Source organism: Methylomonas sp. BG-2 (assembly GCF_057766305.1).
Genome location: NZ_JBYMAP010000003.1, coordinates 1 through 14,391, shown reverse-complemented (window position 1 = coordinate 14,391; position 14,391 = coordinate 1). Strand labels below are relative to the sequence as shown.

The window sequence follows — 14,391 nt, the reverse complement described above, 5'->3', positions numbered from 1 at the left end:
GGGGTTGTGACAGGTGGCGGCCCGGAAAGTTTAATTGCGGCGTTGTTGGTCTTTCCATTCCCGGTGGGCGATCATGATGTCGACGACTTGGCGGGGATCGTCGGTGATCGTGATTAGCGACAGATCTTCCTCGGAAATCGTGCCGTATTCGAGCATCTTGCATTTCATCCAGTCCACCAAGCCGCTCCAGAAGTCGCTGCCGAACAACACCAGCGGGAGGGGATAGATCTTATGGGTCTGCATCAGCGTCAACGCTTCGAAAAACTCGTCCAGCGTACCGAAGCCGCCGGGCATGCAGACATAACCCATCGAATAGCGGACGAACATGACCTTGCGGACGAAAAAATAGCGAAAATTCAGCGACAGGCTCTGATAGGGGTTGGGCTTTTGCTCCATCGGCAACTCGATGTTCAGGCCGATGGAGGTCTGGCCCTGGGTCAGCGCGCCCTTGTTGGCGGCTTCCATGACGCCCGGCCCGCCGCCGCTGATGATCGCGAAACCTTGTTGGCTGAGCAGTTCGGCCAATTCCACGGTTTTTTGGTAGTAAAAATGTTCCGGCTCCAGCCGCGCCGAGCCGAAGATCGATACCGCGTCGCACAGATCGGACAGCTCGTCGAAGCCTTCGGTGAATTCGCTGATGATCCGGAAGATGCGCCAAGACTGATCGCCTTTCAAGTCGTCGATGATGCTCGGCGAACTGTTTCTGTTTTTAATGCAAACCATGTTTTGTGTCCTGGATGAAGCCGCGGCGCGGCGAATATACGGGCTGGCCGGGTGGGTGCTTAGCCGAACGATTACAGGCTGTAGGCCGGCTTGCCGCTCAATAGTGTATGCGTGACCCGGCCGGTCAGGGTTTGGCCCCAGTAGGGGGTGTTGCAGCCGGCGCTGAGCCATTGGCCGCGCTCCACCCGCCAACGCCGCTCGGGATCGAAGATGCAAACGTCGGCCGGAAGACCCGGCGTCAACGCGCCGGCGCGCAAGCCCAAAATCCGGGCCGGCTTGTCGGTCAGGCTGGCGATGGCGCGGGGCAGGCTCAAGCCATGTTGGCGAGCATAAGCCAAAGTCAACGGCAGCAGAGTCTCCAGCGCGGCAATGCCGGGCTCGGTTTCCGGAAACGCGCCGAGTTTGGCATCCAGATCGTGCGGCTGGTGGTCGGAACAGACCGCGTCGAGCGTACCGTTGGCGAGACCGTCGCGCAGGTATTGGCGGTCGATTTCGCCGCGCAGTGGCGGCATTACGTGATAATTGCTATCGAACGGCGTAATGTCGTTCTCGGTCAAGTGCAGTTGGTGCACCGCAACGTCGGCGGATACGTTCAAGCCGTATTTTTTGGCCTGCTGAATTTTGATCACCGATTGCCGGCAACTGACCTGGCTGATGTGCACCCGGCAGCCGGTCAATTCGGCGAGCTCCAGGCATTGCGCCAGCGCGATCGATTCGGCGGCCTCGGGTATGCCCGGCAGGCCGTAGCGGCTGGCGACCGCGCCTTCGTGGGCGCAGCCCTTGCCGCTCAGCGAGGCTTCATTGGCGCGGAACATCAACAGCAAGCCGTGGCTGCCGGCGTATTCCATCGCCCGGCGCAGAATCAGCAGATTGGCGAGCGGCGCGCTGGCGTTGCCGACCGCGATACAGCCGGCCTGTTTCAGCGCGAACATCGTGCTCAGCTCGCTGCCGGCCAAACGTTGCGTCAAGGCCGCGACCGGGTGGATTTGCGGATACTCGGCTTTTTCGGCCTTGTCCTTGATGAATTCGACGACGGCCGGAGTATCGATGACCGGCTGGGTATCCGGCGGCAGGCACAGCGAAGTAACCCCGGCCGCCAGCGCGGCCCGCGATTCACCGAGTATATTGCCCTTCTGGGTCTGGCCCGGTTCGCGCAGTCGCACGCTCATATCGACGAAGCCAGGGCAAACGATTTGGCCGGCGGCGTCGATCACCCGATCCGCGTTGAAATCGTCGCCGACCAAGCCGACGATCCTGCCGTCCGCGATCGCCAGATCGGCTTGGGCGTCGATTCGATTGGCCGGATCGATCACTCGCCCGTTTTTGATCAATAGCTTGTTCACGCCGTTCCTCCCTGGCCGGACATCGTCATCGACATAATCGCCATTCTCACCGAAATACCGTTGCTCACCTGTTGCAGAATCACCGACTGGGGACCGTCGGCGACACTGGAGGCAATCTCGACGCCGCGATTGATCGGGCCGGGATGCATGACGATGGCATCCGGCTTGGCGCGTTGCAGCCTGGCTTCGGTCAAGCCGAAGCAGCGGAAAAATTCGCTTTCGCTGGGTAAAAAGGCCGAGTTCATACGCTCCTTTTGCAATCTGAGCATGATGACGACATCGACGTCGCTCAAGCCTTGGTCCATGTCGTGCACGGCGACGACGCCCATGCTGGCGACCTGAGCCGGCAACAAGGTTTTGGGGGCGATGACCCTGACTTCGGCAACGCCCAGCGTATTCAGCGCGACGATTTGCGAGCGGGCCACCCGCGAATGCAGAATGTCGCCGACGATGGCGACTTTGAGGCCCTCGAAACGCTTTTTATATTGGCGGATCGTGTACATATCCAGCATGGCTTGGGTCGGATGCGCGTGTTGGCCGTCGCCGGCGTTAATCACGCTGATATGCGGCGCGACATGCTGCGCGATGAAATGAGCGGCGCCGCTCAAGGCGTGGCGGACCACGAACATATCGACGTGCATCGCTTCCAGGTTATGTATCGTGTCCAGCAGGCTTTCGCCCTTGGCCGTCGACGAGGTGGCGATGTTCATGTTCATCACGTCGGCCGACAGCCGGGCGGCGGCCAGTTCGAAGGTGGCGCGGGTACGGGTGCTGTTCTCGAAAAACAGATTGACGATGGTCTTGCCGCGCAGCAGCGGCACTTTTTTGACTTGGTGTTCGGACATGCCGGCGAAGGATTCGGCGGTATCCAGGATCTCGGTCAACAGTTCGCGGCTCAGACCTTCAATGGACAGAAAATGCTTGAGCTTGCCCTGCTCGTTGAGCTGCAAATGCCGTGTCATGCAGTGACTCCGCAAGGGGTTTGAATCTCGATGCCCAACGGTTCCGGGCCGGTCAGTTTGATGCGTTGATTGCCCGACAAATCGATGCGGACACCCCGGCAGTCCGGTTGCAGCGGAATCTGCCGGCCGTCGCGTTCGATCAACACCGCCAACACCACTTGGTTGGGCCGACCGTAGTCGAAGATTTCGTTCAGCGCGGCCCGGGCGGTGCGGCCGGTGTAAAAGACGTCGTCGATCAAAATGATGTCGCGGCCTTCCAGATGCGGCGGCAATTGGCTGGTCTTGATCTTGGGGTGCATGCCGATTTGCGAAAAATCGTCGCGGTAAAAGGTGATGTCCAGCAAGCCCAGCGGTTCGCCGCCGCCCAGGCGACGGTGCATGTGATTGGCAATCCAGGCGCCGCCGCTATGAATCCCGATCAGCAACGGGTTTTGCAGCTTGCGTTCGGCGATTTGCTGGCGTATCGCCAGTTCCAGCGCGTCGAGTAATACGTCGATGTTTAAAGTAGCGGTTGACATGGCTGTTGGCGGTTGGATTGTAATTATTATAGAAAAAGCCAGTGAAGAAAGAACCGGGCCGGCATCGGCCGCGATTAGCGGTCGAACCAGCTTTGTAGAATGATTTGGGCGGCCAGTTGATCCTGCACGGCCCATAGTTTAGCAGCGCTGACTTGCAGGTCGTCGTACAGCATTTGCTTGGCGGCGAACGTGGTCAGGGTTTCGTCGATTTGGTGAACCGGCAGTTGGTAGCGGCCGTGCAGTTGCCGGCAAAACTTCCGCATTCGAGGGGTAATCACATTGTCGCCGCCGTCCTGCTGACGGGAAATGCCGACCACCAAACCGACCGGCTGCCATTCGGTAATTAATTTACCGATGGCCTGCCAGTCCGGAACTTGCTGAATCGAGCGCAACGTCGATAACGGACTGGCGATTCCGGTACCGGCATGACCGACCGAGACGCCGATTTTCTTGTTGCCGAAGTCAAAGCCCAGATAAGTGTCGCTGCTCAGTTTGGCGGCCAAGGGGTCGCGGTTAACCATGGCCGGCCGGCGTGGTCAGGCGATTGATGTCGACGCCAAGTTGGCTGGCGGCGGCGTTCCAGCGCTGGCTGATCGGCGTGTGGTACAAGATCGCTTCGCCGGAAGGGGTGTTCAGCCAGGCATTTTCGACGATTTCTTTTTCCAGTTGGCCGCTACCCCAGCCGGCGTAGCCGAGCGCAATCAGATAATCCTTGGGCCCCTTGCCCTTGGCGATTGCTTCGAGAATGTCGCGCGAGCTGGTCAGCGTAATATTCTCGGCGGTCGGAATGCTGGAATCCCAGTGTTGTTCGCAATAGCTGTGGATGACGAAACCGCGTTCCTGCTGCACCGGCCCGCCGGCGAACACCGGCGTTTCCAGCACGTCGTTCAGGTCGCAATCGATGCCCATTTGTTCGAAGATGTCGCGCAATTTCATACCGGTCGGTCGATTGATGACGATGCCCAGCGCACCTTCGTCGTTGTGCTGGCATAGATAGGTCACGGTATGAAAAAAGTGCGGATCGGCCAAGCTGGGCATGGCGATCAAAAACTGATTATTGAGATAGGTCGCGTCTGTCATGGGAATACTGTTGGGCTAGCGGGCGGTCATCCCGGTTTCGTCTGAAAATTTCCAGACTCTGGTTATTACCAAAACGTTCACTTCGCGCATCAATTCCTCGGGCAGTTCCGCAAACGGCGCGCTCATCTTGACGATGCGCTTGGCGGCATCGTCCAAGGCCGGGTTGCCGGAGGATCGGACGATGCGCATGCTGTAAATGCTGCCGTCGGCGTTGATGCCGACATCCATGGTCAGCATTTGCTGGGAGCCGGCTTTACGCGCGGCCTCAGGATAATTCAGATTGCCGGTGCGCTCAACCTTCTCCTCCCAATCCTTGACGTATTGCGCCGCCAGATATTTATGCGTGCTGATGGCGTTGACGAACTTGATCTTGGTGTTTTCGGCGCTGAGCTGGTTGGCCCGGATGCGTTCGCCGAGTTGGGCGATCTGCTGTTGCAAGGCTTCGGCCGACAATTTCGGCTTGTCCTCGAGCGGCTCGGCCACCTGTTCTGCTTCGACCGGTTGCTCGGGCCGCGATTCGACCTTGACCGGCGCTTGGACCTGGGTCAGGACTTTTTGCACGACGGGCTTGGGATGCGGTGCCGCCGGCGTGACCGCGGCTTTGGGCCGCGGCTGGCTTTCGGTTTGTTCGGCTCTCGGTAGACTTTGTGGAATTGTCGCAGGCTTGCGAGTTTCGCGGCCCGCACCGTTTTGGTGGTCGGCTGCTAGATATTTGGCGTCCTTGGGTGCCTGCTTGGCCGGCGCGTGCGAGACCGTGATTTCGATCGATTTGTCGGCCTTGGGCGGATGCGGCGCGGTGAAATTGACGCCCAGCAGGATAGCGACATGAATGATCGCCGCGACGAATAGCGCGGTGATTAGCGTGTCGCTTTGAGATAACGGCGTTGGCGTCAATGACGGTACGGACATTTCAGGCGGATACCTTGGCGGCGATATGGTCCATCAGCTGGGCGCTGATATTGATGCCGAACTGCTTATCCAGCTCCTGGACGCAGGTTGGGCTGGTCACGTTGACCTCGGTCAAATAGTCGCCGATCACGTCCAGACCGACGAAAATCAGACCTTTTTCGCGCAAAACCGGGCCGACTTGTTCGGCGATCCAGCGGTCCCTGGCGCTCAGTTCGCGACCTTCGCCGCGGCCGCCGGCCGCCAGATTGCCCCGGCTTTCGCCGCTGGCCGGGATACGGGCCAGGCAATAAGGCACCGGCTCGCCGTTGACCATCAGAATGCGTTTGTCGCCGTCCCTGACTTCCGGCAGGTATTTTTGCGCCATGATGAAGCGACTGCCGTGGTCGGTCATCGTTTCCAGAATCACGCTGAGGTTGGGGTCGCCCTCGCGGACGTAGAAAATCGATGCGCCGCCCATGCCGTCCAGCGGCTTCAGAATGATTTCGCGGTGTTCGGCCAGGAATTCGCGGATGCGTTGCCGCTCGCGAGCCACCAAGGTATCGGTGCAGCATTGCGGGAACCAGGCCGTGTACATTTTTTCGTTGGCGTCGCGCAGCGATTGCGGCTTGTTGACCACGTAAACGCCCTGGCGCTCGGCCTGTTCCAGCATATAGGTCGCGTAGATGTATTCCTGGTTGAAGGGCGGGTCCTTACGCATGATGATCGCATCCAGCTCGGCCAGCTCTATCTTTTGTTCCCCGAGAAATTCAAACCACCGGTTTTCGTGGCGCTCGACTCGTAACAAGCGGCTGCGGGCATAAGCATGTCCATCGCGTAAATACAGATCGGCCAATTCCAGATAATGCAATTCCCAGCCGCGCGCCTGGGCTTCCAGCAGCATTGCGAAACTGGTGTCTTTCTTGATGTTGATTTGGTCCATGGGGTCCATGACCATGCCGAGTTTGATAGCCATTCCTGTCCTTTCGCGGGGAAAACCGGAGAAAATAAGACCGATTCTACCAAATTTATTTTCCGGGCTGTGGTTTACCGCCTTAAGTTTTTTTGATATAAAGCGCGGCTATTTTGAATTAAAAGCTCGCACTGAGGTAGTCATGTCCAGAGTATGCCAAGTAACAGGTAAAAACCCGCTAAGCGGCAATAACGTGTCGCACGCAATGAACCACACCAAACGCCGCTTCCTGCCCAATCTGCATTACCATAGATTTTGGGTCGAGAGCGAAAACCGTTGGGTCCGCTTGAGAGTATCGCCGAAAGGCATGCGCATCATCGATAAAAACGGCATCGACTCAGTGTTGGCCGACATCCGCAAACGCGGCGAAAAAGTTTAAGGAGACTGATCATGCGCGACAAAATCAAATTGGTATCCAGCGAAGGCACCGGCCATTTCTATACCACCACCAAAAACAAAAAAACCATGCCCGAAAAAATGGAGATCAAAAAATACGATCCCGTCGTTCGCAAGCATGTGATGTATAAAGAAGCCAAAATTAAATAAAGGCTTCCCGTCCGCTGGACTGGGCCCGATGCCGTCGCATCGTCGGCCCGCCTAGCGCGGCTTTTTCAATTCGGCCAGCTCGGCCTTCAACGCTTCAGTGTATTTGGCCAGTGCCAAATACTTCATTTCCAAAGCCTTTTTCTCGGCATCCAAAATATTGTATTTGGTCTTCAGTTGCTGCAACAAACGGCGCATGCGCACCGTGTCGTCTTGTAGCGACGACGTTTCGGCGAACGATACCTGGGTAGTCGCCGGCAAACTGCTGGTCGGTTGCGGTTCGCTGCCGGTGGCGTCGATGAAATTGCTGGTTTCAACGCCGTCGTCGATCGGAAATGACGAGGCGGTTTTCAACTGGCCGGGATCGATCTGGTCCAAACCGCCGTTCAGGATCAAGGCGTTGAATTTGTGCCGCAGCAGGATGAACGCGGCGGTGGCGCTGATACGGCCGCTTTGACACACCACCACGATGGGGTGTTGGCGATTCAGCGTCTTGATTTGCATCCGCAAAGAGTAAAACGGCACGTTGATGCTAAACGGCAAATGACCGCGCCGATATTCGTCCGGCTCGCGCACATCGATCAAATCGGCGCCCTTGGCCACCAGATCCTGCATCTCGTAATAATCGATGTACTTCAGGGTGGGGGTTTTGATCAACGTGATGAAGGCGTCCTTGGCCAGACGTAGCAGTGAGACCTCGGTCAACGCGGTGATCGAAACGTTGCGAGGTTCGCCGGAAATCAGGGCATCCTCGCCGAAGGTGTCCTGATTGCCCAGCTGCGCGAGTTTAATGTCCTTGGCATTCGGGGCCGGCTTGCGGCTGACCAGGCACTGGCCTTTCTTGACGATGTAATAGTAATCACCGACGTCCCCTTGTCTGACTATGACATCGCCGGGTTTGAAGCGGACTTCCTGCAAACCCATCAAAATTTTTTGCAAATTGGCCGGAGGCAACGCGCGAAACACCGGAGACTTCAACAACGTCGTCATCCAGTCGTCGTTTTCCTCGACATCGTCAACTATCATATAACTCTCGGTTTCTTCGTACGGCAGCTCTTGCGCGGCCTTGATCATATCAGCACTCAAGCGTAAAAATCGAATCCGGCTATCCGCGAGCGCGTTGACTTTTCGAGGGATCTGATGCGCCAGCGCGAAGCGGGCCGACGTGCCGCCGGCCTTGATCGTCTCTATCGTCAACTCGTCGGTCTGCAGCGTGACGCTGCCGTCGATCAAATAAATCAGATCGTTACGATCCTCGCCGTAGCGAAACAAATAGTCGCCCACCTCGGCCTGCTCGATCTCGACCTGGCCGCACAACTCCTCGAACTTGTTGAACGGCAGCGTCGACAACGGTATCAATTGCCGGATGACCCGGCCTTCGGCGGAATGGATATCGACTGCCACGGGTGAGTTGCGGATAAAAAGTGGAGGGGTTGCGTCGGATGCACTTGAATTATGATAGAACATTATTACTTATAGGCTGATAGAAACATTTCGTCATCCAGCTTGTCCATGCTGGCATTTTTAACCGCCTAAAACTCGAAACCAAGATGAAGATAACCCGATTGTTACTGATTTTAGCGATAGGTCTCCATAGCGCGGGGGGCATGGCCGCGCTACCTGGCCAGGTCGACGGCAATACGCTGCCGTCGTTGGCGCCGATGCTGGAACAGAGCATGCCGGCCGTGGTGAACATTTCCACATCCACCAACGTGCGGATGCAAGAAAATCCGTTGATGAACGATCCGGTGTTTCGGCGCTTCTTCAACATTCCCAACAACCCGCGCCAGCAACAAAAAAACAGTCTGGGTTCCGGCGTCATCGTCGATAAGGATCAAGGCTATGTGCTGACCAATAATCACGTGATCGACAAGGCCGACAAGATCACCGTGACCTTGGCCGACGGCCGGCAATTGAACGCGAAATTGCTCGGCGCCGATCCGGAAGCCGACGTAGCGGTTATCCAGATTCCGGCCGACAACCTGACCGCGTTGAAAGTCGCCGACTCCGGCCAGCTCAAGGTCGGCGACTTCGTGGTAGCCATCGGCAATCCGTTCGGCCTGGGCCAAACCGTGACCTCCGGCATCGTCAGCGCCTTGGGCCGTTCCGGGCTGGGCATCGAAGGGTACGAAGATTTCATTCAGACCGACGCCTCGATCAATCCCGGCAACTCCGGTGGTGCGCTAGTCAACCTGCGCGGCGAATTCGTCGGTATGAACACCGCGATTCTGGCGCCCAGCGGCGGTAACGTCGGTATTGGTTTCGCGATTCCGTCCAATATGGCGATGCGCCTCATGGAGTCGCTGGTGCAGCACGGCGAAGTCCGCCGCGGCCTGCTCGGCGTGACCACTCAGGATTTAACGCCGGATCTGATCAAGGCCTTTTCGCTAAAAAGCCAGCACGGCGCGGTGGTCAGCCGGGTCGAAGCCGGTTCGCCGGCCGAGAAAGCCGGCTTGGAGCCCGGCGACATCATCGTCGGCATCAACGGTCAGGACGTCAAGGGCGGCAGCGCGCAGATCCGCAATGCGGTCGGCTTGCTGCAAATCGGCGACACCGCCAATCTGGAGGTGGTGCGCGGCGAAGAGCGCTTGAGTCTGCAAGCCACGATAGGCAAGCCCAAGCGGCCGCAACTGGCCGGCGAAAAATTGCATCCGACTCTGAGCGGCGCGGCGCTGGGCGTGACGCCCAAAGATCAGGTCGAAGGCGTGCTGATCGAGAAGGTCGAGCAAAACTCCAAGGCCTGGAAAACCGGCTTACGCCCCGGCGACATCATCGTCACCGCCAATCGCTACCGGGTGCGCAACCTCGACGAAATTAAACAGGTCGTCAATCCGAATGCCCCGCTGCTAGTCAATCTGCAACGCGGCGGCGAGGCATTTTTCGTCGTGCTGCAGTAACAATCGGAGGCGATGCCGACCGCTCAGGTCAGCATCGCCTTTAAGCTGGCCAGATTAGCCTTGCCGCGTTGTTTGCTTTCTTCCGGGGCCAATTGTTTCTTATTGGCCCACTCCAGATCCTCTTCCGGCAATTCCGCCAAGAACCGGCTGGGTTCGCATTCGGCCATTTCGCCGTAGCGCTTGCGGTGGGTGCAGTAGCTGAAGGTCAAGCTGCGCTGGGCGCGGGTGATGCCGACATAGGCCAGCCGACGCTCTTCCTCGATATTGTTGGTCTCTATGCTGTTCTGGTGCGGTAGCAGGTTTTCTTCCATGCCGATCATGAACACATGCGGAAACTCCAGGCCCTTGGCGGCGTGCAGCGTCATCAGGCTGACCTGGTCGCCGGCCTGTTCTTCCTGGTTGCGGTCGAGGATGTCCAGCAGCATGACCTTGGCGATGACTTCGGACAAGGATTTATCGGAACCCTGCTCGTTGCCGGCGATGCGTTCCAGCCATTCGACCAGCTCCAGCACGTTTTTCATTCGCCGTTCGGCCGCCGCCGGCGTCTTGCTGTTTTCCTGCAACCAGGACTGGTAATGAATCTGCTCGAGCAGGCGATGGATGGTCTTGAAGGTATCGCCGCTTTCCACTTCGCGGGCGGTGGTGGTGACCAGCTCGCAAAACTTTTGCAGGCGCTGGGCCGACTTCTCGGAGATGCGCTGCTGCAAGCCGAACTCGCCGCAGGCGTCGAACAGACTGATATGGCGCTCGTTGGCGTAGGCGCCGAGTTTTTCCAGCGTGGTCGGCCCGATCTCGCGGCGCGGCGTGTTGATCACCCGCAAAAACGCCGCGTCGTCGCCGGGATTGACCAACAAACGCAGATAGGCCAGCACGTCCTTGATCTCGGCGTGGGAAAAAAACGAGGCGCTGCCGCTGATGAAATAGGGCACGTTATTCTCGCGCAATTCCTTCTCGAACAGCCGAGACTGATGATTGCCGCGATACAGAATCGCGTAATCGCCGTAGGAGCCGCCGGTCTTGAAACGGTGGTGAACGATTTCGGCGACGATCTGCTTGGCTTCGGCGACATCGTTCTTATGGCTCAGCACCCTCAGTGGGTCGCCGAAACCCAGCTCGCTCCACAATTTCTTCTCGAAGGTGTGCGGATTGTTGGCGATCAGATGGTTGGCGACCTTTAAGATTCGCCCGGCGGAGCGGTAGTTCTGCTCCAATTTGATCACCTGCAGGCGGCCGAAATCCTTTTGCAACTGGCCCAGATTCTCCGGCTGGGCGCCGCGCCAGGCGTAAATCGATTGATCGTCGTCGCCGACCACGGTAAAGCGGCCCAGATTGCCGGCCAACAGTTTCACCAACTGATATTGGGTGATGTTGGTGTCCTGGTACTCGTCCACCAGCAGATAGCGAATCCGGTTCTGCCATTTTTCCAAAACCTGAGCATGCTGCTGAAACAGCAGCACCGGCAACAGAATCAGGTCGTCGAAATCCACCGCATTGTAGGCTTTCAGGCTGCGGGTGTAGGCCTCGTATAGCCTGGCCGGCGCCTGCAGGGCGGCGTCGGGTAAATGCAGGGCCTGCTTGGGTGTAACGAAGGCGTTCTTCCACTGGCCGATCTGCCAGTTGTATTGGTCGATCTGATCCTCGTCGCAATCCTTGATGCCATGGCTGACCAGATTTTTCAGCAAGCTCAGCCGGTCCTGCTCGTCGAACAGGCTGATGCTGGCTTTGTACTCCAGCGTCTTGTATTCGGCGCGCAGAATATCCAGGCCCAGCGAGTGAAAGGTCGACACCCTGAGGCCTCGGCTTTGCTTGTCGTCCAGCAATTTGGACACCCGGCTCTTCATCTCCCGCGCCGCCTTGTTGGTGAAGGTCACCGCCGCGATATGCCGGGCCGGCGTGCCCTGCTGCACCAGATAGGCGATCTTCTCGGTAATCACCCGCGTCTTGCCGCTGCCGGCCCCGGCCAGCACCAATAACGGACGATCGATGGTTTTGACGGCGGCGAGTTGTTGCGGATTGAGTTTTGGGGACACGGACGGCGAGTACAGCGAAACAACGAAGCGTTTATTATCTCAGGCTGGCTGGGTTTGTGCCGACGGCATTTAAGGCGCCATTGTAAGACACCCTTTAAAACGGGAAAAGGAAGTTGCCTGCTATTTTAGTTTTTCCAGTCCGCCGGGGTTAAGCAACCCCACTAAACCACCGAGCAGTCGAGACACGCGGTGTCCAACATCATTTCGCGCGCCCCAACTGCCAGCGAAGCCGTGCCGAAACAGCCTGCCGTCAGCGGCAAACAAACCCGAAGTCCAGCGCATTCCTCGCCGGCTACCGTCGGTATATCTCACTTCCGGCCTTGACCGCGCGCTTGGCGATCGCCGCATGCCGCCCGGACTTGGCTAGAACGAACAGCGTGTGCGGCAGCGCCAGACGCTCCAGCAGCTGTTGCGTCAATTTCTTCTCGTTGGCGAAGGCTGATTTGGCGAACACCACGGCGTAAGTCTTGGCGTCGGGGTAGTGCCGCATCGGCTTCTCCGCCAGCCAAACGCGTTTGACGCCGGCCACTTCGGCCGCGGCGGCGCGGATTGCCGCCAGCGTGGCTTGGTCCGCGTGCGGTTTGGCAAACGCGTCGTTGCGGGTCAAGGTTTCCCGCTCCAGGCCGGCCGCCCGGTTGATGTCCATCTGCCGCTCGGCTCGTTGCAGGCAATGGTCGGCGGCGGCTTCGTCGCCGCGCCGCCGGTAAAAATAGTCCAGCCAACGGCAACCTTCCAGCGTCAATTCCGGTTTCGCGGCGATGGCGGCTTCGATGGCCGCGATGCCGGCGCTGTTATCGCGTTTCAGCAACAGCCGGCCGATCACGAAGTCGGCGTCCGCATCGGCGTGGGCGGCGCGATAGCTTTGGAACAGCGGCAGCGGATCGACATCCGGCGCGAACTCCTCGGTTAATACCGCCAATTGCCAGTGTTGCGCGGCGCTCAGGGTTTCAGGCGCTTGTTGAGTCAGTTCCGCCAAGGTCTGCAGACCTTCCTGGCAATAGCGGTAACGCTCGCGCCATTTGTCGTCGTTATGTTTCAGCCAATCGGCGTCGAAATCCGCCAAGATTCGGTCCAGTTGGCCATCCAACCAAGCCCGAGCGGCCGAATCCGCCGGCATTTTAGGCAACGGTGCCTCCGTTTGCAGGGCTTGCAGCCGGTCGCTCAGCGCGGGATGCGTATCGTAATGGCCGGTGGCGATCTTTAAGGCTTCGGCGACCTTGGCGTGCAAATCGGCGGCCTGGAATGGCGGCCGGTTCAGAAAGTCGCGCAAGGGTTTGAACGGCGCGGCCGGCAGTTCGCGGGTGTCGGCCTGCTTTAGGAAGGGCGTCCAAAAATGTTCGTTGACCAAACCGCTGACCACGTAGGTATTGACTAGGGCCTGCGCGGCGTCTTGACGGCTGGTTAGCCGCGCGGCCACCGCGTCGGCCGCGAATTCGTTGGTACGGGCGAGCGCGAACGAATAGGCGGCGAAGGTGGGTGCATACCAATCGAAAAAGCGCCGCATCAGCGTCGCGCCGATGTTTTGTTGACGCTCCAGTCCGGCGACGATGCGTTGCCAGCTCAAACGTACCCGATATATCCAGCCGGCGAACCGGCTGTGAGCGGCCGACAAATGGCCCAATTCGTGGGCGATCACCGCTTCGGCTTGGGCGGGCGACAGGCTAAGCAACAATTCCAGTCCCAAAAACAGCGTGTTTTTGGGGAAACCGAACACGCCCAAACGCGGGGTTTGCACGATGGCGGCGTTGTATTCCGCCGTCAAAATGACTTGATGAATCCTGGGCGCACGCAATTGCCGGCTGAGGGTTTTCAAGCGCTCGAATAACTTCGGATGGTGTTTGGCGGTCAAGCGGTAGCCGGTCGGCGGCTCGAACTTCACCCACAGCGCTCGCAGCAACACGTAAATCATGCCCAGGATCACCACGATCAGCTTTTTCTTCAGCAGCAAAATCGCGAACGTGGTGCTGGCCAACGCCGCCCAGCCAATGCCAACGCTGATCGCCAACAGTGTAAACAGCACGCCGAAAATTACCATGTACCCCAGCAAGGCCAACAGGCCGACCTTGGCGCGGTAGGTGCCGGGCCGCAGTTGCGCCTCCCGTTCCGCGCGGCGGATCAAAGCTTCCAGGTGTTCGCGTTGCTGAGTGGTGGTTTTCATGAGGGCTCCGGACAGATGGGGATGGAGGTGTTTGAATAAGCGGCTTGAGCGAGCTCGCGACGGCGAGTGCCAAGCGGCAGTGGCCCAAGGGCAAACCGCCGTTTGGCACAATACGGCGAACGACTTACTGAGCCGGCGTCCGTAACGGGGTGTAATAAATCCCGGAATCCAGCGTGGAAAACAAGAACGAGTTATCCGAGGCAATCTTGACGCGGCCCTCGCCAAAGGCGAAATTGCCGTTCCAGTCAAAATTGCCCGGTACTTTAATCTGGCTGACTT

14 protein-coding genes are annotated in these 14,391 nt (G+C 58.5%); 3 read left to right on the top strand and 11 right to left on the bottom strand.

What is annotated here, in order from left to right; translation table 11 throughout:
- Positions 1–30 precede the first annotated feature (30 nt).
- From AC3B8H_RS00675 to gshB, 8 genes are all read right to left on the bottom strand, one after another.
- Complete coding sequence (locus AC3B8H_RS00675) at positions 31–723, bottom strand: LOG family protein (protein ID WP_488439701.1); 693 nt, start codon at positions 721–723, stop codon at positions 31–33.
- A gap of 71 nt (positions 724–794) precedes the next feature.
- Positions 795–2,066 (bottom strand): dihydroorotase, encoded by a 1,272-nt coding sequence (locus tag AC3B8H_RS00670; RefSeq protein ID WP_488439700.1) that lies wholly within the window; start codon positions 2,064–2,066, stop codon positions 795–797.
- Positions 2,063–3,028, bottom strand: a complete 966-nt coding sequence (locus tag AC3B8H_RS00665; protein ID WP_488439699.1) for an aspartate carbamoyltransferase catalytic subunit — start codon at positions 3,026–3,028, stop codon at positions 2,063–2,065. The genes AC3B8H_RS00670 and AC3B8H_RS00665 overlap by 4 nt, the downstream gene beginning before the upstream one ends.
- Complete coding sequence (gene pyrR, locus AC3B8H_RS00660; RefSeq protein WP_488439698.1) at positions 3,025–3,546, bottom strand: bifunctional pyr operon transcriptional regulator/uracil phosphoribosyltransferase PyrR; 522 nt, start codon at positions 3,544–3,546, stop codon at positions 3,025–3,027. Before pyrR ends, AC3B8H_RS00665 begins: the two co-directional genes overlap by 4 nt.
- A gap of 74 nt (positions 3,547–3,620) precedes the next feature.
- Positions 3,621–4,067, bottom strand: coding sequence for a Holliday junction resolvase RuvX (ruvX, locus tag AC3B8H_RS00655; RefSeq protein WP_488439697.1), 447 nt, complete (start codon positions 4,065–4,067; stop codon positions 3,621–3,623).
- Complete coding sequence (locus tag AC3B8H_RS00650) at positions 4,060–4,626, bottom strand: YqgE/AlgH family protein (protein ID WP_488439696.1); 567 nt, start codon at positions 4,624–4,626, stop codon at positions 4,060–4,062. Before AC3B8H_RS00650 ends, ruvX begins: the two co-directional genes overlap by 8 nt.
- 15 nt (positions 4,627–4,641) lie before the next feature.
- A complete protein-coding gene (locus AC3B8H_RS00645) occupies positions 4,642–5,535 on the bottom strand; it encodes a TonB family protein (protein WP_488439695.1) in 894 nt (297 codons plus the stop codon).
- A 1-nt stretch (position 5,536) separates the two neighbouring features.
- Entirely contained in the window at positions 5,537–6,487 is a 951-nt protein-coding gene (gshB, locus tag AC3B8H_RS00640; RefSeq protein WP_488439694.1) for a glutathione synthase, read from the bottom strand.
- A 139-nt stretch (positions 6,488–6,626) separates the two neighbouring features.
- Here gshB and rpmB point away from each other — a divergent pair, with 139 nt between their 5' ends.
- Together rpmB and rpmG are read left to right on the top strand one after the other, a co-directional pair.
- Complete coding sequence (gene rpmB / locus AC3B8H_RS00635; RefSeq protein WP_064024667.1) at positions 6,627–6,863, top strand: 50S ribosomal protein L28; 237 nt, start codon at positions 6,627–6,629, stop codon at positions 6,861–6,863.
- An 11-nt stretch (positions 6,864–6,874) separates the two neighbouring features.
- Positions 6,875–7,030 carry a 50S ribosomal protein L33 gene (gene rpmG, locus AC3B8H_RS00630; protein WP_064024665.1) on the top strand — a complete coding sequence of 52 codons (156 nt, stop codon included), beginning with the start codon at positions 6,875–6,877 and terminating at the stop codon, positions 7,028–7,030.
- Between the two features lie 51 nt (positions 7,031–7,081).
- Here rpmG and AC3B8H_RS00625 read toward each other — a convergent pair whose 3' ends face one another.
- Positions 7,082–8,431 (bottom strand): cyclic nucleotide-binding domain-containing protein, encoded by a 1,350-nt coding sequence (locus AC3B8H_RS00625; protein ID WP_488439693.1) that lies wholly within the window; start codon positions 8,429–8,431, stop codon positions 7,082–7,084.
- A gap of 146 nt (positions 8,432–8,577) precedes the next feature.
- Between AC3B8H_RS00625 and AC3B8H_RS00620 the strand changes: the two genes are divergently transcribed.
- Complete coding sequence (locus tag AC3B8H_RS00620; RefSeq protein WP_488439692.1) at positions 8,578–9,924, top strand: DegQ family serine endoprotease; 1,347 nt, start codon at positions 8,578–8,580, stop codon at positions 9,922–9,924.
- A 23-nt stretch (positions 9,925–9,947) separates the two neighbouring features.
- Here AC3B8H_RS00620 and rep read toward each other — a convergent pair whose 3' ends face one another.
- Positions 9,948–11,954 (bottom strand): DNA helicase Rep, encoded by a 2,007-nt coding sequence (gene rep / locus AC3B8H_RS00615; RefSeq protein WP_488439691.1) that lies wholly within the window; start codon positions 11,952–11,954, stop codon positions 9,948–9,950.
- A gap of 292 nt (positions 11,955–12,246) precedes the next feature.
- Positions 12,247–14,112, bottom strand: a complete 1,866-nt coding sequence (locus tag AC3B8H_RS00610) for a M48 family metallopeptidase (protein WP_488439690.1) — start codon at positions 14,110–14,112, stop codon at positions 12,247–12,249.
- Positions 14,113–14,391: the final 279 nt, after the last annotated feature.